This window comes from Streptomyces sp. NPDC000410 (genome assembly GCF_040300305.1).
Taxonomy (GTDB): Bacteria; Actinomycetota; Actinomycetes; order Streptomycetales; family Streptomycetaceae; genus Streptomyces.
In genome coordinates, this window is the sequence record NZ_JBEPDM010000045.1 from 19,029 (window position 1) to 38,875 (window position 19,847).

The 19,847-nt window shown below is 69.6% G+C and carries 23 protein-coding genes and 7 pseudogenes; 14 read left to right on the forward strand and 16 right to left on the reverse strand.

What is annotated here, in order from left to right:
* Positions 1–86 precede the first annotated feature (86 nt).
* The 3 genes and pseudogenes from ABT342_RS38280 to ABT342_RS30450 form a co-directional block, all read left to right on the forward strand.
* A pseudogene (locus ABT342_RS38280) lies at positions 87–257 on the forward strand (NF041680 family putative transposase); the annotation flags it as partial.
* An 11-nt stretch (positions 258–268) separates the two neighbouring features.
* Positions 269–622: a polyprenyl synthetase family protein gene (locus tag ABT342_RS38285; RefSeq protein ID WP_502965639.1), complete on the forward strand. Its 354-nt coding sequence runs from the start codon at positions 269–271 to the stop codon at positions 620–622.
* Positions 623–714: 92 nt separating this feature from the next.
* A pseudogene (locus ABT342_RS30450) lies at positions 715–960 on the forward strand (RICIN domain-containing protein); the annotation flags it as partial.
* Between the two features lie 120 nt (positions 961–1,080).
* On the opposite strand, the gene ABT342_RS30455 reads toward ABT342_RS30450, so the two are convergent.
* The 3 genes from ABT342_RS30455 to ABT342_RS30465 form a co-directional block, all read right to left on the reverse strand.
* Entirely contained in the window at positions 1,081–1,413 is a 333-nt protein-coding gene (locus tag ABT342_RS30455) for a hypothetical protein (protein WP_351581021.1), read from the reverse strand.
* A gap of 480 nt (positions 1,414–1,893) precedes the next feature.
* The gene (locus tag ABT342_RS30460; protein ID WP_351581023.1) at positions 1,894–2,361 is read right to left on the reverse strand and encodes a hypothetical protein; all 468 of its coding nucleotides are present in this window, start codon (positions 2,359–2,361) and stop codon (positions 1,894–1,896) included.
* 127 nt (positions 2,362–2,488) lie between these two features.
* Complete coding sequence (locus ABT342_RS30465; protein WP_351581025.1) at positions 2,489–2,839, reverse strand: DUF6069 family protein; 351 nt, start codon at positions 2,837–2,839, stop codon at positions 2,489–2,491.
* A gap of 198 nt (positions 2,840–3,037) precedes the next feature.
* On the opposite strand from ABT342_RS30465, the gene ABT342_RS30470 reads away from it, so the two are divergent.
* The 4 genes and pseudogenes from ABT342_RS30470 (at position 3,038) to ABT342_RS30485 (ending at position 6,240) form a co-directional block, all read left to right on the forward strand.
* The gene (locus tag ABT342_RS30470; protein WP_351581027.1) at positions 3,038–4,678 is read left to right on the forward strand and encodes a HEAT repeat domain-containing protein; all 1,641 of its coding nucleotides are present in this window, start codon (positions 3,038–3,040) and stop codon (positions 4,676–4,678) included.
* Positions 4,679–4,850: 172 nt separating this feature from the next.
* Positions 4,851–5,390 carry a class I SAM-dependent methyltransferase gene (locus ABT342_RS30475; protein WP_351581029.1) on the forward strand — a complete coding sequence of 180 codons (540 nt, stop codon included), beginning with the start codon at positions 4,851–4,853 and terminating at the stop codon, positions 5,388–5,390.
* A 68-nt stretch (positions 5,391–5,458) separates the two neighbouring features.
* Positions 5,459–5,563: pseudogene (locus tag ABT342_RS30480) on the forward strand (MurR/RpiR family transcriptional regulator); the annotation flags it as partial.
* A gap of 113 nt (positions 5,564–5,676) precedes the next feature.
* The gene (locus ABT342_RS30485) at positions 5,677–6,240 is read left to right on the forward strand and encodes a hypothetical protein (RefSeq protein WP_351581031.1); all 564 of its coding nucleotides are present in this window, start codon (positions 5,677–5,679) and stop codon (positions 6,238–6,240) included.
* 35 nt (positions 6,241–6,275) lie between these two features.
* On the opposite strand, the gene ABT342_RS30490 is transcribed toward ABT342_RS30485, so the two are convergent.
* The 5 genes from ABT342_RS30490 to ABT342_RS30510 all read right to left on the reverse strand — a co-directional run bounded on the left by ABT342_RS30490 (position 6,276) and on the right by ABT342_RS30510 (position 8,621).
* A complete protein-coding gene (locus ABT342_RS30490) occupies positions 6,276–6,647 on the reverse strand; it encodes a hypothetical protein (protein ID WP_351581033.1) in 372 nt (123 codons plus the stop codon).
* A gap of 26 nt (positions 6,648–6,673) precedes the next feature.
* Positions 6,674–7,081: a roadblock/LC7 domain-containing protein gene (locus tag ABT342_RS30495; RefSeq protein WP_351581035.1), complete on the reverse strand. Its 408-nt coding sequence runs from the start codon at positions 7,079–7,081 to the stop codon at positions 6,674–6,676.
* A 50-nt stretch (positions 7,082–7,131) separates the two neighbouring features.
* Positions 7,132–7,875: a transcriptional regulator gene (locus ABT342_RS30500; RefSeq protein WP_351581099.1), complete on the reverse strand. Its 744-nt coding sequence runs from the start codon at positions 7,873–7,875 to the stop codon at positions 7,132–7,134.
* A gap of 11 nt (positions 7,876–7,886) precedes the next feature.
* Entirely contained in the window at positions 7,887–8,291 is a 405-nt protein-coding gene (locus ABT342_RS30505) for a hypothetical protein (protein ID WP_351581036.1), read from the reverse strand.
* Between the two features lie 147 nt (positions 8,292–8,438).
* The gene (locus ABT342_RS30510) at positions 8,439–8,621 is read right to left on the reverse strand and encodes a hypothetical protein (protein WP_351581037.1); all 183 of its coding nucleotides are present in this window, start codon (positions 8,619–8,621) and stop codon (positions 8,439–8,441) included.
* Between the two features lie 756 nt (positions 8,622–9,377).
* Here ABT342_RS30510 and merB point away from each other — a divergent pair.
* Positions 9,378–9,530 (forward strand): annotated as a pseudogene (gene merB, locus ABT342_RS30515) (organomercurial lyase); the annotation flags it as partial.
* 25 nt (positions 9,531–9,555) lie between these two features.
* Here merB and ABT342_RS30520 read toward each other — a convergent pair.
* The 5 genes and pseudogenes from ABT342_RS30520 to ABT342_RS30540 all read right to left on the reverse strand — a co-directional run bounded on the left by ABT342_RS30520 (position 9,556) and on the right by ABT342_RS30540 (position 12,128).
* Positions 9,556–9,771 carry an IS110 family transposase gene (locus tag ABT342_RS30520; protein ID WP_351581039.1) on the reverse strand — a complete coding sequence of 72 codons (216 nt, stop codon included), beginning with the start codon at positions 9,769–9,771 and terminating at the stop codon, positions 9,556–9,558.
* Between the two features lie 569 nt (positions 9,772–10,340).
* Entirely contained in the window at positions 10,341–10,823 is a 483-nt protein-coding gene (locus tag ABT342_RS30525; protein ID WP_351581041.1) for a DedA family protein, read from the reverse strand.
* 315 nt (positions 10,824–11,138) lie between these two features.
* Positions 11,139–11,559 (reverse strand): annotated as a pseudogene (locus ABT342_RS30530) (ATP-binding protein); the annotation flags it as partial.
* A gap of 94 nt (positions 11,560–11,653) precedes the next feature.
* Positions 11,654–11,968 (reverse strand): annotated as a pseudogene (locus ABT342_RS30535) (DNA topoisomerase IV subunit B); the annotation flags it as partial.
* A complete protein-coding gene (locus ABT342_RS30540) occupies positions 11,922–12,128 on the reverse strand; it encodes a hypothetical protein (RefSeq protein WP_351581043.1) in 207 nt (68 codons plus the stop codon). The gene ABT342_RS30540 and the pseudogene ABT342_RS30535, both read right to left, overlap by 47 nt.
* A 607-nt stretch (positions 12,129–12,735) precedes the next feature.
* Between ABT342_RS30540 and ABT342_RS30545 the strand changes: the two genes are divergently transcribed.
* Positions 12,736–14,043, forward strand: coding sequence for a NucA/NucB deoxyribonuclease domain-containing protein (locus ABT342_RS30545; protein ID WP_351581045.1), 1,308 nt, complete (start codon positions 12,736–12,738; stop codon positions 14,041–14,043).
* A gap of 61 nt (positions 14,044–14,104) precedes the next feature.
* Here the strand turns inward: ABT342_RS30545 and ABT342_RS30550 are convergent, their stop codons facing one another.
* Positions 14,105–14,830 carry a DUF6461 domain-containing protein gene (locus ABT342_RS30550; protein ID WP_351581047.1) on the reverse strand — a complete coding sequence of 242 codons (726 nt, stop codon included), beginning with the start codon at positions 14,828–14,830 and terminating at the stop codon, positions 14,105–14,107.
* Between the two features lie 222 nt (positions 14,831–15,052).
* Between ABT342_RS30550 and ABT342_RS30555 the strand changes: the two genes are divergently transcribed.
* Positions 15,053–15,406, forward strand: a complete 354-nt coding sequence (locus ABT342_RS30555; protein ID WP_351581101.1) for a hypothetical protein — start codon at positions 15,053–15,055, stop codon at positions 15,404–15,406.
* Positions 15,407–15,436: 30 nt separating this feature from the next.
* On the opposite strand, the gene ABT342_RS30560 is transcribed toward ABT342_RS30555, so the two are convergent.
* Both ABT342_RS30560 and ABT342_RS30565 read right to left on the reverse strand, forming a co-directional pair.
* Positions 15,437–16,150: a hemerythrin domain-containing protein gene (locus tag ABT342_RS30560; protein ID WP_351581049.1), complete on the reverse strand. Its 714-nt coding sequence runs from the start codon at positions 16,148–16,150 to the stop codon at positions 15,437–15,439.
* A gap of 494 nt (positions 16,151–16,644) precedes the next feature.
* Complete coding sequence (locus ABT342_RS30565; RefSeq protein WP_351581051.1) at positions 16,645–17,118, reverse strand: hypothetical protein; 474 nt, start codon at positions 17,116–17,118, stop codon at positions 16,645–16,647.
* A gap of 1,045 nt (positions 17,119–18,163) precedes the next feature.
* Between ABT342_RS30565 and ABT342_RS30570 the strand changes: the two genes are divergently transcribed.
* From ABT342_RS30570 to ABT342_RS30585, 4 genes and pseudogenes are all read left to right on the forward strand, one after another.
* A complete protein-coding gene (locus ABT342_RS30570; RefSeq protein WP_351581053.1) occupies positions 18,164–18,358 on the forward strand; it encodes a hypothetical protein in 195 nt (64 codons plus the stop codon).
* 429 nt (positions 18,359–18,787) lie between these two features.
* Positions 18,788–19,150, forward strand: a pseudogene (locus tag ABT342_RS30575) (transposase); the annotation flags it as partial.
* Between the two features lie 128 nt (positions 19,151–19,278).
* The gene (locus ABT342_RS30580; protein WP_351581055.1) at positions 19,279–19,593 is read left to right on the forward strand and encodes a hypothetical protein; all 315 of its coding nucleotides are present in this window, start codon (positions 19,279–19,281) and stop codon (positions 19,591–19,593) included.
* Positions 19,590–19,829 (forward strand): Ku family protein, encoded by a 240-nt coding sequence (locus ABT342_RS30585; protein WP_351581057.1) that lies wholly within the window; start codon positions 19,590–19,592, stop codon positions 19,827–19,829. Before ABT342_RS30580 ends, ABT342_RS30585 begins: the two co-directional genes overlap by 4 nt.
* The last annotated feature ends 18 nt before the right edge of the window (positions 19,830–19,847 follow it).

Consider the following 19,847-nt stretch of genomic DNA (forward strand, 5'->3'; position numbering starts at 1 on the left):
TCGGTTCGGTAACCGCCCTACACGGAAGCGGCCTTCGTCTGAACACGTGCTCCGACCAAGGAACACACACATCCAGCACGAAGGCCGTGAGGAGGAGTCTGCAGCATCACGATGCCCGGCAGAGCCGCTGGCCGAACTGTCATGCTTCCGGGGAGAGTTCCACTCCTGCCTCACCGCCCGTTCGGATGCTCTGTTCGAGCTGGCGGACGCGGTTTTGTACGGGGACGCCGGTGAGGTCGCCGGCCGAGCTGTCGCTCACGAGACCCAGGTGGACCACTTGCGGAACTTCGGGGCACACCCGGGGGCCACGTTCCAGCTCACCGACGACGTCCTCGACAGCTGGGCCCACCCCGACACCACCGGCGAGCCGCAGTGGTCGGACCTGAGCGCGCACAAGAGGTCCGGCCCCATCGCCTACGCACTCGCCTGCGACAGTCCCACCGGCCGGGCCCTGGCCCGCCTGCTCCCCCGGACAGGTCCACTCCAGGAGCCGCAGCCGGCGCGGGCGGCCGGACTGATCGAGGAGACCGGCGCCCGTGCCTGGGCACCGGCCCAGGCACTGAGACCGCTCCGCGTCATCTTCACGCCGACGGGGCGCGGCCGGAAGCCGCGGCCGGACTGACCGCCCTTGCCCACCTGGCCACCGGACGCGAGCGGTAACACGCCCGGGCCGTCGGACAACTCTACGGTCCGGGGTACAGGAGCTGCGCCACGCCGCAGGGCAACAGCACCGCCAATGGCGCCATCATCACCACCTGGGACTGCGCGGGCAGTTACCCGCAGGAGTGGCGCTGGGAGAACAACCACATCATTCACGGCGCGAGCGGCAAGTGCCTGACGCCGAGTGGCGGCAATGACGACACGAACGGGGCGGTCCTGACGTTGTGGACGTGCAACCCGTACTCCCCCTCCCAGAGTTTACGGAGTACTGGCTTCCAGCCAGACTTCCTTGAAGTCTGACGGCTGACGGTGCATCATCACCGCCCTGCCGAACGGTCGCCTGCTGGTGGACGCTGGTCATGGCGCAGGGCGGCTCCGGGATCCGGGGTTCCGGATTCCGAAGCCGCCCCGGTCCCAGACTCAGAACCCGCCGAACCCGTCCAGGAGGTTCGAGACGGCAGCCTGGTTCGCCTGGCTCGTCCCCACACTGGCGGCGTTCGCGTTGACGCTGTTGTCCCCGTTACTGCAGATCTGCTGAACGACGCTCGTCTGCGCCACGTTGCTCTGGGTGATGTTCGTCTGCGACACGCTACCGAAGACCGCGACCGCGATGTTGACATCCGGGAGGTCGTAGAAGCTGGACACGTTGGCGGACGCAGCCTCCTGGATGCACTCCCTGGCATCCACCTTCTTGCCCTTGGAGTCGTCGGCGGCGGCAACGCCCGCTCCGGCCATGCCGAGGCTTCCGACCATGGCAGCCACAAGAGCAGCCCTGCGAAGATTACGCATTACATCCTCATTTCCGCTGAGTCATACGTTTCGTTCTCAACCGAAACGTGACAATCCTGCACTGTGTGTGATAGTCACACCGTTTCCGATCACAACACGCCGCCCCACCCACGGCGACCCAGGTACCGCCAAACCGTGAGCGTCAGCTCGGCTGAGAGGCCAGGCAGGTAAGGCTGGGGCGCGCCTGCCCTGGCTCCGTGCACGCGACGCTATGCGGCAGAGCCCTCTACGGTTCGCGTCTTGACAACAGTGATCTTGATGTACGGCCCGGAGCACGGGCGGGGCCTCACCACTCGAAGCGACCGAAGGGGAGGTACTCCATGAGGCCGGGTGGAGCTACCAGCCGGCCGATGACCTGGACGAGCGAGGAAGGCGCATCGCACGGGCGTGTACGGACTGACCGGGCGGCGGGGGCCGTTTGAGGAGATGGCCCCCGACGTTGGTTCAGCGCCTGGTGTCCAGGTACGCCTGCCGTGCGATGCCCAGGCCGCGCCAGCGGTTGCGGGTGTGCTGTTCGTTGTCGAGCCAACGGGCTCCGGAAGGCTGATCGAGGGAAACGTCTGCCATGAACTGGGCGATGTCGATGGAGTAGGTGTAGTCGCCGCCGCTAGTGAGATTGCGCAGCCGGGAGATCGCCGCGCTGGTTTTGTTGTGGTCGTCCTGGACGCCGTGGTGGAAGCACACGGTCAGTTCCAGCGCGGCTTGGGTGGCTGTCGGGCCGGCGTCGCTGATGTCGGCGCGCAGCAGGCGTACGGGCTCGAGGCTGCTGATTGCTCCGACGTCCCGGACGAGGGCGGCGATTTTCGTGGTGAGGGTGGTGGCTCGGAGGTCGAGCCCGGTCAGCAGCTGGTCGGCGAGTGGAGTTCGTCGTCTGCGGCGTCGGGGTTGGTGGAGGCGAGGAGGACGACCCACCAGGTATCGCTCTTCATCCCGATCGTCGTGGGCACTCCTGACGGTCATTCCCGGCCGCGCGACGCTCCAGTACTCCAGCAGGGCTGCCTCCATCTGGTGCTGTTCGCGGTGCACTTGGTGCCGGCGGTCACCCCCTGGCGGCACCGGCTCCCGCCCCGGGGGACCTGCCGCCCAGCCCCGGGATCAGCACCGCCGCCACCGCCAGGTGCATCAGAGCGAGGGAGACCCGGGTACCGCCGTCCATGCCGTCGCCGATGAACGGCAGGAAGGACACGGCCAGTAGAGCGCCGGCCACCCCGGTCCAGATGGCGCGGGCACGCCGCGCCCAGAACCGCTCCAGGACGGCCAGCAGTCCCCAGCCGAAGAGCGACGCGAGCAGTGCGACGACCGCCACGGGCACGGCGCCGATGTCGAGCGTCTGCTCGCCGTCGGCGATCCGCAGCCGGTGCCCCAGCAGTGGGTCCGTGACCAGCCACACCAGTGATCCTTGCTGGAGATCCTGGCAGTGTCGGGATGGGTGCGTCGTGGTCTCATCGAGACGACCTCAGGTGCGAGAGAAGGTTCGGGGCGGGGATGCTGCCCACCGCGGGCCGCAGCGCGCCTGCCGCTGTCCGCTGCTCGTCGGTTGGCATCCACCCGCCGCCGCTGCCGCCCGTTCATGACCGATACTGCCTGCATGGGGGATCACGACACCGTCCGGGTACGTCTGCGCGCCGCCCTGTGCGCCGACGACCCGTGGACCGCGCTGTACACGCTGAACACCGACCGGCCCGGCCGTCTCGCCAAGGCGGCCGAGGAGCTGTACCGATCGGACGCGGACCGGGCCGCCTTCCGCCCGTACCTCACCTGGCTCCTCCGGACGCTTGGCGAGCCCGGCGACACGGTGCTGCTGCGGTTGTTCGCCGAGCCTGCGTTCGCCGCCGACGACCGCCAGGACCTGCTGAGGGCCGCCGTGGCGCGCAAGCTGCGGCTGCCCGCCGAACTGCTGCGCACATACGCGGAGGAGGCCCCGGCGTCCGGTGGGGGCGATGCTCGCGCCGGCGGCTCGCCCGCCCCCGAGCTCGTCGACGCCATGGGACTCTCCGGCGATCCGTTCTTCGCGCCGCGCCTCGGTGCCCTCCTCGAGGACCCCGTCGCCCCGCGCGGCCGCGCCGCGCTCGCGCTGGGCCGCCTCGGTGCCCGCGAGTGGACGGCGGCCATCGCCGGGCGGCTGTCCGAGGTGACCGGGCTCGACCACACCGCGTTCGCCGTCGCCCTGGAGCTGATGGGCGATCCCGCCGCCGTACCGCACCTGCTTCGATGGCTGGCCGAGACCGGCGAGCAGCGGGTGTACGACGTCCACCACGCACTCGTACGGCTCACCGGACGCGACCCGCTCCTGCCGGAGCGGGCGACCGGTGCGGCGTACGCGGCGGCCGTGCGCGCCGCCTGGGCCGACGGCCGCACCGAGCGCGCGCCCGTGGTGGTGCGGGACCTCGTCGTCGAGTCCGGCGCGCGGGCCCGGTTCTCCGTCGACGGGGGCGCGGGCCGGATCCGGGTCGCCTTCGACCCGCCGTCGCCCGGCTCCACCTGGCCCCGCTGGAACCGGGCCCTGACATTCGACAACAAGCCGCTGTACCGGGTCGGCTCACTCTGCGACACGTGCGAGCTGGGCCTGACGCTGCTGGACTGGCCGGACGACGAGGCGACCCGAATCGCCGCCCGCATGCGCGAGCGGCTGGCCCACCTGGACCGGCTCGACGCCGCACTGCTCGTCGAATGGAGCCCCGTGCTGGGCGAGCTGGAGACCGGTCACTACCGCGCCCTCCTGCTCGACCTCCCGCTGGAGCGGGTGGCCGAGCCGGCCCGGTCGTGGTGGCACCGCCGTGCGGCGGCCCGGGCGGAGGAGGACGGCTACGACTCCGAGTACGGCGACGACCGTCCCGAGGACTACTGGCCCGGAGTGGCGCACTTCCAGCTCACCGCGCCCGTTCCGGGCGGCCGGGTGCCGTTCACGTACGGCGCCCTCCTGCCCTCGCAGCCGCCGGAGGCGCTCGACCCGGCGACCGTCGCCCGGCACGCGGCCGCCATAGCGGCGGGAGAGCGGCCCGCCGCCGTGGTCCTCGGCTGGATCGACGACCGGTACGTGGAGGCCCAACACGAGGAGCGGTGGCTGGTCGGCGCGGTACTGGACGGTCATCACCGGCTCGCCGCGTACGCGGCCGCAGGCGTGCCGGCGCGGGTGCTCCTGCTCGCCCGCGTGGGCCAGGACGGGGGCGTGGACGGCGGCCTGGAGGGACTTGCGGAGGTGGCCGCGGCGTACGGCTGCCGGGACTGACGGCAGCGCCGCGGACGGTCCGCGAGAAGAGCGGCCGACGTCCCTCGATCTCCTGCACCATCATCAGACGCGACGCTACCTGCAAGACCGCACACAGCCCCGCCTACGCCGACTCGGCCGGCACTTCATCATCGAGGTGACACAGGAACCAGGGACTTGGTGGACTGACGCAATGACGTCACTGCCGCACCGATTCCTCCGAGCTCTCGACCAGTTCAATGCTGCCCACCCCTGGGACCACAACGCCCACTACCACCGGTGGATCATGCGGCAACTTCCCCAACGCTTCGACAGCGCTCTGGACATCGGCTCCGGCAGCGGCGACCTCGTCCGGCTCTTGGCCACACGCGGCAACGAGGTCCAGGGAATCGACTCCGACCCGGTGATCATCTCCCAGGCGCAGAGGCTGACTCCTCCGGCGACCCCAGCGACCTTCACGGTCGCAGACGGGCTGACCGGGATCGGCCTTTCTCGGGCGCAGACTGCCGCAGACCATCTGCTCGGCGCCACCGCCGTCCCGCTCAACGCCGCCACTGGCTGGCTCAAGAACAACGGCCGCAGGGCACCCCGGCCGACCTCGATGACCGCCCTGACCCGACCAGCGGACATGAGCTTCTCCGACATCGTCAGTGAAGCCCAGGGCGCCCTGCCCGGCGCACGGCTACGACGTCGACTGTTCTGGCGCTACACACTCGTATGGCATCGCCATTGAGCTGACCCTTCATTGAGAAAGGACACCAAACTCATCGACAAGTGACGTCACCACTGCTCGATGAAACCGGCCGGGTGCTGCTGGAGGCGATGTGCGACGACCTGCCGGACGCACAGGCGCGACTGGAGGAGTTCGACGCCAGGGCGGCGGACCGCGGCCTGTTCATGGACTGACCGCGTGCCGCGGTCTGTTCGGCCCGCACCGCGGTGCTCCGTCTCACTCGTTTCTCAGAAAGCCGGGCTACCCTTCCGGCCCGTAAGGGCATACGTGAGAAGGGAGCAGCGGCGTGGCGCGCGGAGGCCGGACACTGGCGCGGGTGGCGGTGATCGTACGGGCCGGAGCGGCCCGGATGGTGTGGCTCGGTGCTCTTGCCGCCGGGATCGGGCTCGTGCCCGAGGGGCTCACCGGTCGCCGGATCGGGCTGTACGCGGGGGCCGCGCTGCTCCTCGTGACGGCGGCCGTCGTGGCGGCGGTCCGCCGTGGCCGCTACCGGGCCCTGGAGGCGGTGGCGACCAGGGCCGCCCGGGGCGATTTCCTCCAGGACCGGGCCGTGACCGTACGCAACTGGCGGCGTTCCCACCGCTGGTGGCTGCTCCTCGCCTTCGCCGCGGCGGCCGGCAGCGGGTTCGCCGTACCCGCGGCGGGCGGGATGCTGCTGGCGGGCGTCGGGGCCGGGCTGTGGCTGAAGGCGCGGCTCATCGGCGGCCGGGAGCGCGCGGCGGACTGCCTGTTCTGGGTGCCGGTCGACGCGGTCGCCCAAGGGCGGCCTGCGGGGCCGAAGGTGACGCGGTACTGCACGACCGGACCCGCGGCCGGCGACGCCGTGCCCGGCGGGGCACGGCGCCGCTGAGGAAGAACCGCGTAGGACGGGTGTCGGACAGGGCGTCAGACCTCCAGCTCCGCCTCGATCTTCCTCAGCTGATGGCGGGCCATCGCCAGGTTCGCGCGCTTGGAGTCGAGGGCCAGGTACAGGAACAGCCCGTTGCTGCGCGCCTTGAGCAGCCGGATCAGGTGGTACTGCGTGCCGAGCGTGATGAGGATGTCCTCGATCTGGTCCTGGATGCCGAGCATCTCCATCGCGCGCAGCTTGGCCCGCACCACGTCGGTGTTGCCGGCGGCGGCGACGGACAGGTCGAGCTGCTTGCCGCCGCCCAGCGTGCCGAGCGCCATACCGCTGGTGTAGTCGACCAGCGCGACGCCGACAACGCCCTCGATCGAGGTCATCGCTTCCTTGAGGGCGGTTTCGGTGTTGGCCATGGTGGTGCCTTTCCTTCTCGATGGACTCATCTGTGTGGGGTGGGGTCGGGGTCATGACGGTCGAGCGCGCCATCGACGAGTTCGCCGATGCGCGCTCCGGCGCGGCGGGCTTCGAGGTGCAGCCGGCCGACGTTGACGCGCGGCTCCGCCGTGACGGTGAGCACGGCCGCCGTTCCGGCCGCGTACGTCGCCACGTATCCGCTCTCGCCGCGTACGAGCAGTTCGCGGAAGGCGCCCTGACCGGTGGCCTCCGTCAGCCGTACCGCCACCCCGAGAGCCGCCGCGGTGAGCGCCGCGACGGTCTCCGCCTCCGTGTCCGGGGTGTCCCGGGCCAGTACGAGGCCGTCGATGCTGGCCGCGAGGGCGCCGGTGAGCTGCGGTAACCGCGTCCTCAACCGGGTGAGTTCATCGAGGACTCGGGGGCTCACGGTCATCAGCTGTCTCCTCTCAGCGCGCTGCTCGGCGCGCTGCCTCAGCGTGCGCATCACAGCGTTGCCTCCAGGGCGTCACGGAGTCGGCGCAGCAGGGCGACGTCCGGATCGGCGGACATCTCCAGCACGCGGGCGAGCTCAGGTGGCGGTACGGGCGGGGCGGCGGTGGCCGGGGTCTCGACGAGACCGGCCGCCGCCAGTCGGCGGACGTCGATCAGGGTGTGGAAGGCGGGGCGGCCCAGGGCGCGGGCGATGTCGCCCGGAGTGCGTACACCGTCCGCCAGGTCGAGCACGGCGCGCTGGCGGGGGGCCGCTCTGCCGCCCGCCGGCCGGTCGGTACGGATCACGGGCGCGGTGTCGGTCTCCGGGTGCGCCCACAGCCGGTCGAGCAGCGCCCGGCGCCGCAGCGTTTCCCGTTCGACGGCGCCGGCGGGCACGGGCCGTACGGGGCCTATCCAGTGGGCGACGCCGTAACGGAAGCGCGAGAGGCCGCTGCCGGGTGCGAGGGCGAAGAACGCGGCGTCGTACAGGGCGCCGAGGTGGCAGATCTCCAGCTCGCCGCCGGATAGGCGGCCGCTGTCGACGAGGTACCGGCCGACCCTGCCGAGCGCCCCGGCCTCGCGCAGGGCTTCCGTCCAGCCGTCGGTGGGCAGCCGGCCGGCGGCGGACAGCAGGACGTCGATCCCGGGGGCGGCGGGGCTCTCGGCGTGCACGACCTGGCCGTCGACGAGATAGAGCGTCCCCCGGTCCCGTAACAGCGCGCCGGTGGCCCGCTCGGCCGCGAGCCGCAGCAGCATGGGCGAAACGGTCACTCCAGCACCAGCCGCTCGGTGAGGTCCCGCATCCTCAGACGGGCGAGGGCGAGGTTGCCCTCCTCGCGGTCGAGCCACAGATGCAGCAGGACGCTGCTGTCAAAACTCGTCTCGACGAAGCGCAGGACGTGATAGCACGTGCGGGTGGTGACGACGACGTCCTCGACCGGAGGGCTCTTGCCGGGGTCCTCGCCGGGCCATCCGGCCGACGGGGCGAACGTCGGATGCTCCGCGGCCATCCGCGCCAGCTCGGCGGTCTCGGCGGCGGCCGTCTCGTGGTCGTCACCGGCCGCGTCCCCTACCGTGCCGAGGGCGAGTCCGCTGGTCCAGTCGACGAGGGCTGCGCCGCGCACTCCGGGCAGCCGCATGGCGTGGAGCAGACACTCGTCGATTCCAGGCACGCGGAAATCCCCCTCCACCATGTGTGCGAACGGATCGGAAGCACGTCCGTAGTCGGGAGGTTACGCATCGGAGTGGAGACTTGTGGGAGTTCTGGCAATTTCCATCGGAACATGCCAGCGGTCCGATAAGGTCCGCGCCGCCCCCATTCAGCCTTGCTTCACCTCCTCCTCGTGGCGGACCTTCATCCACCCCTTGTCGACGCCCCGCACGACGATTCCGAGCGCCACGAGCCCGCCAACGTGCTCGGCCGGATCGGTCCGCCCGCCGCGATGGTGCTGCCGCGCCTCCGGGAGATGCTGGCCGCCGACTACGGGTGGACACGGGTCCACGCCGCGACCGCACTGTGGGACATCGGCGGCGAAGCCGAGGGCGCCAGCGCTGTACACACACCGTTGGCCACCTGGGACGAGAACGACGCGACCTCGAACCATGTCCTGGCCTGCCTGAACCGCATGGGCCCGGCGGCCGCACCTGCCCTCCCCCGCAGACGGCCCCCGCGTCCAGTCAGCCCCTCGATGCCACGTGAACGCCATGACCAGTCAGCCCGCGCTGAAGCGCCTTCCACCCCTGCACACGAACGACTGCGCGCCGTCGTCGGTGATGACGAAGGACTACGTGTCGTGGGTGTGCATTCGGGTACGCGTACTGCCCGAAGCGGGCGTCCATGGCCTCCAGCGCAAGCCCGTGGACCCGCGAGTAGGCCGGCGCGCTCTCCGGGAGAGGCCATGTCCCCATGGTGCCGCACGAGCGTTCAAGCTCCTGGACCTCTCCGGGGCGCACCCTGGACACCATCGCCACAACCAGCGAGTGAAGGAGTCACAGGAATGACCGGGAACGTCTCCGCAGCGCCGACGGGCCTCGACGGGACGGAGAGGGTCCGCCTGGCCGTCTACCACGGGTTCGCGCGCACCGGACGTGCTCCGAGCGTGCCGGAACTCGCCGCACTCACCGGATTCACCCCCGACCGGGTGCGTCAGGAACTGCGCACCCTTCACGCACGTCATGATCTGGTCCTGGACCCGCGGGACAACGACCGCCTTGTGATGGCCCACCCCTTCGCGTCCGTGCCGCTCGGCTTCTCCGTCATGGGGGCGCACACCCTGTGGTGGGGCGGCTGCGCCTGGGACTCGTTCGCCATGCCCCACCTGCTCCGCGAGGAGCCCGATGTCCTGGTGGCCACCCGCTGCCCGGCCTGCGACACCCCGCACGCCTGGGTGGTCGGCCGAGAGGCACCCCCGAAGGGTGACCAGGTGGCCCACTTCCTCACCCCCATGCACCGGGCCTGGGACGACGTCGTACACACGCGGCCCAGGTCACCGGGCTGTCCTGAGCCAGTGCGAGGACGTCGCCCATCAGCTCCAGGAGCTCGGGCTCGTTGTTGGGAGCCCGGCGCGAGAGCACCTTCGCCCCGTTCGTGTCGATCACCGTGCAGTGATGCGCGGCCTTGCCGGCATCTATCCCCGCCCAGAGCTCGGGCACCCGAGCCTCCCTCGCCGATCGGTTGACTGGTCCCTGCAGACGACCACGCCGACGTGTCCTTACGAAGCGATCTCTGTTCGCTCATCCCAATGAGTGGCCGTGTCGTCGCGGGGCACTGGGCGGCCAATCAGTCAAAGCCACAACCACGGCAGGAGCGCTCTAAAGCCACACCCAGGCCCCTGGGTCTCCCGATCGTACGAAGGACCGGAATCAACCCGCTAACAAGGTAAGGAGCGCAATACCTGTGAGGGACGCGGAGAAGCGCCTCGGGGCTTCCCCGTGCCGTCGGTGCAGGACTGGTGCAAGAGGTCGAGACCGTCCTCGCCGACGCGGCTTCGGCCAGGGAAGCGGCCTCGCCCTACAGGTTTGCCCCGACGGCGTCCTCGTCACCCGGCACCCACCCGCGGCCCGCCAGGCAGTCAGCCCGCTGCTGCGCTTCCAGGACGAGACGGAGGAAGGGCGGGCTGCCGGGGCCTCGCGCACGACCTCGCCCTACGGATCCCGTCCGAGGAGAGCTGAGGCTACGCGTCCATCTCACCCGCCGAGGCACCCGCCCTCGCGGGACGGGCTCACGATTCCTCGGCCACGGTGTCGCCGGAGGACGGGGCCGCCCTTCTTCTGCGGTACACCACCACCCCGCACACCGCGAGGACGAGGACGGCCACGGCGGACACCCCGAGGGCCGTCCGCTCGGCGAAGAGCCTTCCCAGCACCTCGAGCACGCCGAGCCCCGCAGTCGCGTAGATCAGCGCCCAGGCCGCTCCGCCCACGAACAGGGCGGGGAGGTAGCGCGGCAACGGCATGCGCATGCTGCCCGCGAGGAAGTTGGCGGCGGTCTGGAAACCGATGGTCAGGAAGGAGACGGCCACCACCGGCGCGCCCCACCGCTGGATCGCCCGCTCGGCGCGCCGGAACTTCGCCGAGGAGATCCGCCCGGCGAACCTGCTGCGCCGGGCACCGGCGCCGGCGAGCCACCCGACGGCGAACGTCCCTCCGGCGCGGAGCAGGACGATGGCATACAGGGCTCCGGCCGTGAGCGCGATCTTATCCACGACGCCTCGTCCCGATGCCAGGGCCGGAATTCGGGACGCCCGTCACCCGCATGGGCGTCCCGCCCCAGCGGGCGCAAGCCCGGTCACCGTCTCTCACCTGCGCCCTGCCTCTGCCGTTCCGTCCTATGGGTTACCACCTGCGGCACCGGAACCCGAATCTGCACGCCCGCACGCCAGGCAAGGTCAGCCTAACCGAACGCGCATGCGGGGGTACAGGGCACCGGCTACCGGAGGAACGACGGGCAGGGGCAGCGAATCCGGTCGGCGCACCAACGGCGTGGGCCCGTGCCGGTGCGGACGCTGTTGGTAAATCCGTGAGGGCCTTTGTGACTGCGGCCGGTACGACCCCGTCGGGGTTGTGCAGGCCGCCTCCGAACTTGCCGCCCGCATGCAGCTTGGTCATGGCGACCTCGACACCGGGCAGACCGGTCTTGGGCTCGACGTCCGCCGGGATACCGCGGCCGTTGTCCCGGACCTCCACGGAGGCGTCCTCGTGGAGGATCACCTCGATGTGGTCGCAGTAGCCGCCCAGGGCCTCGTCGACGGAATTGTCGATGATCTCCCACAGGCAGTGCATCAGGCCCCGGCTGTCGGTCGAGGCGACGAACATCCCGGGGCGCTTGCGAACGGCCTCCAGTCCTTCGAGGACGAGCAGGTGCCGCGCGGTGCAGTCGGAACCGTCGGCGACCGGCGGGCGGGGACGGGCGGAGGGCGGGTGCTCACGCGTTCGCTCCAGGTACGGAAAAAGAGGGGAAAAGGGGCGGTACAGGGGCCCGCTGGAATGCGGGCCCTGTACCCGCCGGCGCCCGGGATCTGTGGCGGACACCGGCTCAGATGTCGAGGAAGCGGACGTCCTTGGCGTTGCGCTGGATGAACGAGCGCCGCGCCTCCACGTCCTCACCCATCAGCACCGAGAACAGGTCGTCGGCCTGGGCCGCGTCGTCCAGCGTGACCTGGCCGAGGACGCGGTGCTCCACGTCCATGATGGTGACACGCAGCTCCTCGGCGTTCATCTCGCCGAGACCCTTGAAGCGCTGGATCGAGTCTTCCTTGATCCGCTTGCCGTTCTGCTTGCCCAGCTCGACCAGGGCGTCGCGCTCACGGTCCGAGTACGCGTACTCGAAGTCGTCCCGGCCCCACTTGATCGAAGGACTGACTCCACCGGAACCCGTCCGCCCGGGCCTCGGCCGTCAGGCGGGTCGACAGGGCGTTGACCACGGACAAGCCCACCCCGTGCAGGCCGCCCGAGACCGCGTAGCCGCCACCGCCGAACTTGCCGCCCGCGTGCAGGACCGTCAGCACCACCTCCAGCGCCGGCCGCCCCGGTCAAGGCGCGGATTCACCGTCAAGCCCCGTTGCGTGGGGCTGCCGTAGCACCGAGCCGCGGGCGGCTGCGGCCGCTCGCGGGAGCGCCGGGCGGCCGAGTGGCGCGCTACGGCGCGCGGGCGCAGCGAGCGGGTTCCCCATCGGCCCTGGAAGTTGGCCAGGGCCTGGAGCGTCGCATTGCCCGCTAATGGCGACCGAGCCCCCGCGCGACCGCCAGTCCAGAGAGCGGCCAGGCCCGAAGCCCAGGGGACAGGCCCGTGGCTTCGGCGAGAAGACCGGTGCCGAAGCCGAGGGCGGGCCGCTTTCTCACGGAGGCCGCCGGCGGTGCGGGCAGCCGGCGACCTGGTGAAGTTTCAGTGTTCGAGTCTGGTGATTCAGTGGACCAGTTCCCGCCGGCAGTCGAGGTCTTGGAGTTCCCCGGCTTATTCGTACTACTGTCTGATGATCATCAATGCGGCACGTTGGCAGCGTGCGGACCTCCACACCCCACGAAGCGGTGATCTGGACTGCGATCCAGGTAGCGGCGTGCCGTGAGAGAACCAGATAGGGGGAGCCGTTGATAACGGCTGTAAGCAAGACTCGCCGGATGGTCCTGCTGGCGTCATCCGTCTTGTTGTTGGCGGCGGCGGTGGCCTGCGGGCCCGCGGAAGGCTCGGACAGCAAGGGATCGGAGCCGGCGGCCGCGGACAAGGGAGCGGCACGGACCGTCCAGCCCGCGGGGCGTGCGCCGCAGGTCAAGTTGGCCGGTGCCGTCGACATCAAGAGCGTTCAGAGTTGCGACGACGTCAAGGCCGCTCTGGTCGCGTATGCCAGCAAGGGCTTCAAGCACCTGACGTGTCTCAAGAAGCCGGCCAAGGCGCCTTCGACCGCTCCGTCCGATGTGGCGAAGGCGGCGGCGTCCGCGCAGCCTATGAGCGCCGCGGCTCAGTGCAACGTCACCATGGGACAGTGGTACTTCACCCGCTTCGAGGCCTGCGGGTCGGCCAGTCTCCGCTACGATGTGTTCGACACGAGGACCAGGAAGACAATCGGCGGCGCGACGTTCACCGCCAGACAGGAATTCATCCTCCAGCCGAAGAGCGGCAGCTGGAAGACCGACGTCTCCCTGAGGCTGGACTCGGCCTGGGGAGCCGCCAAGGGGCTGCGCGCTGCATGGCAGACCGCCTGCAGCCCCGCTGCGGCCTGCGGAGCGGGGACAGCCTGGTCGGGTGCTCGATCGATCGGTGTGGGTAAGACCCTTTACGGTGGCACCAGCCACGCATGGCGCGCGGGCCAGAACGTTCAAGGATTCAAGGCCCAGACCAAGGTGACCATCACGGGGGCCAACCAGATCCTGTTGTACCCGGCCTCGTTCGAGCCGCCGGGCAAGCTGACCATCCGTTGCGACAAGATCGCCAGTGGCACGAGCGTGGGTTGCGTCTTTCCCTCCTTCACCCCCACGATGACGCTGCCGCTGAAGAACCGCGGCCAGGCCAACGTCGCGTGGTCGATGAGCAACCTCACCGATCACTGGGGCTGGGAGGGCAAGGGACGGCCGCTGACCCGCGAGGCCGACGAATCAGTCGCCAATGCGAACCGTGGGAAGGTCTGCGACTCCACGTTCAAGAAGGACCCGACGGTCCCCGAGGACAGCTGCGACGAGTTCCCGTTCGCCGCCACCAATCAGAGCGGTGCGCAGCTCGGCCTCACCGGCAGGAACTGTGCCGAGATCCGGCCCGACATGCCGTCGGGCGGCCGGTACACCCTCACGTACCTGAACAACACGTCCGGACGCCGCTGCACCATCGGTCACGTCCCCAACAGGGAGAACGGCTCCGTGGGCGGCTCTCTGTCGACCTTCTACCAGAACAACCGGGTCCTCAACGACGAGAAGTTCTGGCTCTCCGTACGATGACCACCTGATGCAATCCGCCTTGTCGGACGCCCCGGAGCACTCCGGGGCGCCCGGTCTTTCATCAGCTGCCGGCTCCGCCGGATGTGCCGGCGCCAGGCGTCGTTCTCGCTTTCCCAGCCACTCGTCGCACGACTGGGGCTCCGCCCACGGGGCCGCCCACGAAGTCGAACGAGCCGACCGACGGCGGCTCACCACCGCCGCTGCCCGAGGCCCGGGGTGCCTCGTCATCGGCCGGAAGCTTCCCTGTCAGCGCGAGCGTGGTCTCCTCCCTCGGCAGGACGACACCGGTCACCTCATGCGCGAGCGCCAGCCCGGCATGGCGAAGGTGCACGGTTTCGTCTCCAGCCAGGCCGACACGCCGCATCGCCTCTGCCAGACGGTCCGGGTCTGCTCCGGACCGCTGGTGCGGCGTCAGCGTTTCAAACCGGGTGACCAACGAGCCATCCTGCCAATAGGCGACATCCTCGCTCCCGTCCGCACACCAGCAGCACAACACCCTTGTTCCACCAGAGGCACGCTCCAGCCGCTGATCGCTGGCGGCCCAGAGGCTGGCCGGTTCCAGGGCGAAGGCCCATCCGCCCGCCTCTCCGGCACGGGCAGCACCCCAGTTCCAGTAGTCCTCCATCCCGGCCCACAGGAACTCGTTCGCCTCGTCCTCGTCCTCCGGCGTGAACAAGTCAGCGGGATCGACCCCGAGGCGCAGCAGCAGCTCACGCCCAGTCAAGCCCTCAGCCAGCACCAGGCAATGCGCATCGAACGCCTCACCGATCCACGCCAGCGGATGCATACCCGCCCCCTCAAAGAAATCTGCGGTAGGAAGCAATCCTACGGACCACACCGCCCGCTTACCGTGGCTCCGTAGCGGGGGCTGATCCAGGAGTTGTCCCGTAACTGCTGCTCACGGAGCCGGCAAGGTGCGGAAACCGCGTAGCTGCTGGGTTCGCGGTGCCGGTATCGTCCGGTTTCCCGACCCGCCGTACCGGCGGCCTACGTTCAGAGAGCGATGCAGATGACCAGCCGGCAACCAACGACGACCCTGTGGCGCCCCACCGGCCCCAAGGAGCTGGATCTGGTTCGCGAGCTGAACTGGCGCGCCTGGCCGCCCCGGCTGCCTGAGCAGCCGATCTTCTACCCGGTCCTCAACGAGGACTACGCGGTCAGGATCGCGCGGGACTGGAACGTGAAGCACGATGGCGCCGGCTTCGTCACTCGTTTTGAGGTCGAGTCGGAGTTCTTGAGCCGGTATCCCATCCAGCAGGCCGGCGGGCAGACGATCCTCGAGCTCTGGGTTCCGGCCGAGGAGCTGGACGAATTCAACGCCCACATCGTCGGTGAGATCCGGGTGGTCCACGAGTTCCGCTGAGGCGAGGAGGCTTGCTGACGGACCTGCTGGTCACGGGTGCAATGATCTTGGCCGTGGCGCTCTGGCGGGATGTCGCAGCCACCCGGGAATGCCCGCGTCCGGTGGAGTGACGGCCGGGCCGCGATGCTCGCTTCCACGGGCGTGTGATGGGAGTCCCGCACACGGCGCAGTGAGCCAGGGGGAGTGCCGAGGCGGGCTGCGCGCGGGGGCGAGTGTGACGGTGATCATTCTGAAGATGGTGGTCACCACCGCCATCCACTGTCCGGTCCGGGATCGTAGTGGGCCCAGCACCTCTCGGGGTACTGCTGCGAGTTCAAGGGTTTCGAGCACTGTGAGCAGTTGCCGCTCCTCGTAGCGGAAGTGGCTCTCCATGATCGCGGCGATGCCTTCGAGGTGGAGGTCGAGCTCCTCGGGCGGCGCGGCCCGGTCGACCGCAGCACGGAGGCTGCCGAGCAGGTGGGCAATCATCGAGTGATCCTGCTCGAGCAGGCGAAGCACCGGTCGTAGCTCCGGATGCGCAGCTGCGATGGCGGGAAACAGGGTGCGGTCTTCGCCCTGATGGTGACCGTCGAGAGCCGTGCAGAAGCCATGGCAATACAGCAGCAGTTCACGGGTGGCCGCCTCACCGGGGGTGCCGTCGGCGAGGGAGGCGCGGGTCACGGACAGCGCTTCCCTCAGTTGGCCGTGCACCCGACGGAGTTCTTGGCTCCAGGCGACGAGCCTGGTCGTCTCGCGCTCAGTCACGCGAGAGCGAAGGGTGCGACGAATGCATCGTCGGCCTCCTTCGATCCGGCGCCTCCATGCCTGACACGGTCTGCCACCGGCACGCGACGCTTCCCAGACACTACCGCGCCTGTTGACCCGTCGACACACCACCGCCGTCCCGCACGCCGAGCGTGACCCGCGTAACACCTGACAAGCGGCGTAGCGAGCTGCGGGAGCCGCACCATTCCTGCTGCTCCGGCAGCCACCACCTGCCCAGTCTCAGCCGGTTCGCCCAACACCTCGAACGCGGCCTTGCACGCCGTCACCGACGACCGGATCTTGCCCCGGAACTCCGGTGTCGTGGAATGCCATGGCAACCGCATCAAGATGCGCAAGCGCCAGATGCTCGGCCGCGCAGGCTGCGAACTCCTCTGCAAACGCTCCCTGTTGGCGTGATCGAGCGTCACCACACCATACGAACCGGAGCAGAGCTCGAAGATCAATGACAAAGCCACGAAGCGTGAGTCGGTGCGTCACTGGTCATCGAGGGACGCCTGCCTGGCAAGGAACTCCTCGAACGCCGCCTTCTGCTTCGGATCCATGAAGCCTTGGCGGACATTGCGGGCCTTCTCCTGGAGCCAGTACGCCTCGTCGGGGTCCAGTAGCTCGGCGACCACCACGCCTTTGCGGGCAACCGCCGTGCGCCCTCCCACGCGACGACGAAAAAGCGTGAACGCGCCGAATTCCGCCGGGTGGGCCAGTTCCGGCTCCTCCGCCACAGCCCCGTTCTCTTCCCCGGCGCCACTGGTCGGGTAGGCGGTCGGGGCCCAATGCTCCCAGAGCGCCAGCGTGGCCGCGGGCACTAGCACCGCGCGTTCCGCCTGTTCACGCCCCTCCCACATGAACGTGACAGTGACGGGCTCGCCGACCGCCTCGGCCAACCCGAGCACCCTCTCCACCTCATCGTTGACCGGATGACCCACCACTACATCGATCTGAATGTCCATGGTGCCTGAGGCTACTGGCCGCTTCCGACATGCCCGCCCAAAGCTCCTGCGCCTCGTCGACCACGGCGCGCCAGCTGGACCGTCCGGAACCGGTGAGCTCACCGACTGAGCTTCTGTCCGAGGCAATACTGCGACGGAGAGCAACCGCTCCACACAATTCGGGCCAGAGCCCGAGAACGGGAGCCGCTTGTCGGTGGGTTCGGGAGTCACTGCGTAGCCACAGCTGCGGGCAGCTCGTGCTCGCGTACCTGCTCGTACGTGAGCACGGCTCGCGACATAGGCCGTGAGTTCACGGTCCCGCGACGAGGGGCGCGGGGGGCACGGCCTGGTCCGGGTGTCGAGGAGGCCGACGGTGCTCGCGGGCCAGGGAGCTGCGGCGTCCATGAGGGCGGTGAGGAGCGTCCGGTTGCGCTTCCGGAGGGATTCGCTCTGGTCGGCGATGCGGTCTGCATGGGCGTCGCAGGCACTCGTATCGGTTCGGGCGTCCTGTCCGGCGGATCGCAGGCCGTCCCCCGGGCCGAAGAGGACCGTCGTGAGGGCGGCCCGCACCACCGACCACCGGGGCCAGGGGTTCTGTTCGGCGCGGGCGATGCGGCGATGGCCTCACCCTCCGGCGAACTGCCGGCTGTCCGCACGCGTACGTCCCCGCGTACCGCTCTGGTTGCCCCCGCTGACCTCGCCGCGCTGAACTTCTCCGACCCACTGCTCGACCGGCACGTCTTGGCCCTTGTACCCAGGGCGACCGCCACCTTCAGCCCACGGCGGCTCCGTGAACAGGTGGACGGGGCCACGGACACCGTCTTGCGGCTCCGCGGGGAGATCCGGCTCGCTGAGAACGGCCACACCGACTGGCAAGACGTCCTCTGCCCGATGGTGGATGCGGCCAATGAGGTGCTGCCTCCACTGGACGCTGCTGTGCGGGCGGAGGCACTGAAGAAGTGCGCGTACATGTTCCGCTATCTGGGGGGCCATACCGCTCGGTACCGGCCGGAGACTGTTGAGCCATGGCGAGGCAGGGCTCTTGAAGATCCGTAGAGGGGGGCCGGTGGACTTCGACCGCGGACACCACTGGCGCGCGGTATGGCCCGACGGCACGACCGAGGTGTTCGACGCCGTCGTGACCGCAACCGGCTACGCCGATCCGCAGCTTCACGCGGCCGGCGACCAAGTGCAGCTCGTCGCCGACCTCGGACGCCATGGCACGCCCCCGCCCCGGACATCGGCGAAGACCTCCGCCTGACCCTTCCCGGCTGCGGAACACCGGAAAACATCTGGACCGTGGGTATCCCCTCGTCCCCGCGGATCCCGAGCGTCAACGTGGTGTACCCGGTCGTACGCCAGGCAGACACTGTCGCCGGCCGCCTGGCCCTCGCATCACGTCCTGCATGCGGCTGAGCCCCTTTGGGTGGTGAGCTCAGCCGTGCCAGGCGGGCCGGCGCGGGGGTGAAGGTCGCCGCCGTCACCTGGTCCAGGCCTCATCTTGGCGGGCACAAACAGGGCTCAGCCTCGGTCTTCATCCCAGGGCGTCGCGCTGCCCCATGCGGGCGTCGCCTCAGGTTCATCGGCCATCTGCCCTACGAGCCGGCCCCCCATGTTCACGGAGCCGGACAGGACCTGGGGCACCTTGGCGACGATCTCACCCGTGGCGCGCCCGCCGGGCGGCCAGCGTTCCGGCAACAACGGCGGCATTCACCTGATCTCGATCATCGCCAAAGCCCACCCTCGGGTCACCAAGGCGTGGGCAGATTCCGGCTATCGAACGAAGGTCATCGACCACGGAGCTCGTCTCGGCATCGACGTCGAAGTCGAAGTCGAAGTCGTCCAACGCGACCCCGGCGTCGCAGGATTCAAGGTGATCCCCCGGCGCTGGGTTGCCGAGCGGACCTTCGGCCGACTCATGCACCACCGGCGCCTCGCCCTCGACTACGAGACCCACTCCTACCGCTCCGAAGCCATAATCCACGTCGCGTTGATCGACCGCATGAGCCGCCGACCGACTCGCGAACCCACCCCGAACCGGCGCGACCCCTGATCGGCCTGGGCACCATCACGCGACTCTGCCTACTGCCGCAGGTTGCTGGCACGCAGCTCCAGCAGGTCAACGCACTCACGGAGAGCAGGCTGTGGCAGGCACTCGCGCATCAATGCGATGGCCTGTATGTGGCGACCATCGGCGATCAGAGCGTCCACCTCTGCTTGCGCCTCGGCCGACAGCCTGCTCCACAACGAATCATCCACGCTCACATTGAACCTGCCGAGCAGCCGCAGCCGCATGGCGGCACCCCCGATACCAAATACCCCCGCCAGGACAAAACGCCGGCCCCGGACGGCCCGGTCGCGGCCAAACCGTACATCTCGCTGCGGAAGGCGCTGGAGCGCAGCTCGAACGTCGCGGTCGCCAAACTCGCGTTCCACGGCCGCGAGCGCCTCGGTCTGCTGCGGATCAAGGAGGACGCGACCTCCTGCACACGATGAAGTGGCCCGACGAGATCCGCAGCCCCGCCGAGCTCACCTCGAAGCAGGAAGAGCTCGACGACGACGAGATCGACCGCGCCGTCGACCTGGTGGAGGCGATGACCACCGACGACCTCAGCGGCTTCCACGACGAGTACCGGGAAACGCTGGAGGCGGTCATCGCCGCGCAGGCGCAGGTCCGGCCCGCCCAGAGGTCCCTGAGGAGGCGAAGCCGGCGGGGCAGGTCGTCGATCTGATGGCCGCCCTGAACGCAT

Bases quoted from the DNA above. Each gene is read 5' to 3' on its own strand.
- ABT342_RS30545 (WP_351581045.1), top strand. From the start codon at position 12,736: ATGGTCCTGCTGGCGTCATCCGTCTTGTTGTTGGCGGCGGCGGTGGCC.
- ABT342_RS30455 (WP_351581021.1), bottom strand. From the start codon at position 1,413: ATGGTCGGAAGCCTCGGCATGGCCGGAGCGGGCGTTGCCGCCGCCGAC.
- ABT342_RS30490 (WP_351581033.1), bottom strand. From the start codon at position 6,647: ATGGCCAACACCGAAACCGCCCTCAAGGAAGCGATGACCTCGATCGAG.
- ABT342_RS30565 (WP_351581051.1), bottom strand. From the start codon at position 17,118: ATGGACATTCAGATCGATGTAGTGGTGGGTCATCCGGTCAACGATGAG.
- ABT342_RS30470 (WP_351581027.1), top strand. From the start codon at position 3,038: ATGGGGGATCACGACACCGTCCGGGTACGTCTGCGCGCCGCCCTGTGC.
- ABT342_RS30550 (WP_351581047.1), bottom strand. From the start codon at position 14,830: ATGCATCCGCTGGCGTGGATCGGTGAGGCGTTCGATGCGCATTGCCTG.
- ABT342_RS30495 (WP_351581035.1), bottom strand. From the start codon at position 7,081: ATGACCGTGAGCCCCCGAGTCCTCGATGAACTCACCCGGTTGAGGACG.
- ABT342_RS30555 (WP_351581101.1), top strand. From the start codon at position 15,053: ATGACCAGCCGGCAACCAACGACGACCCTGTGGCGCCCCACCGGCCCC.
- ABT342_RS30475 (WP_351581029.1), top strand. From the start codon at position 4,851: ATGACGTCACTGCCGCACCGATTCCTCCGAGCTCTCGACCAGTTCAAT.
- ABT342_RS30500 (WP_351581099.1), bottom strand. From the start codon at position 7,875: ATGCTGCTGCGGCTCGCGGCCGAGCGGGCCACCGGCGCGCTGTTACGG.
- ABT342_RS30585 (WP_351581057.1), top strand. From the start codon at position 19,590: ATGAAGTGGCCCGACGAGATCCGCAGCCCCGCCGAGCTCACCTCGAAG.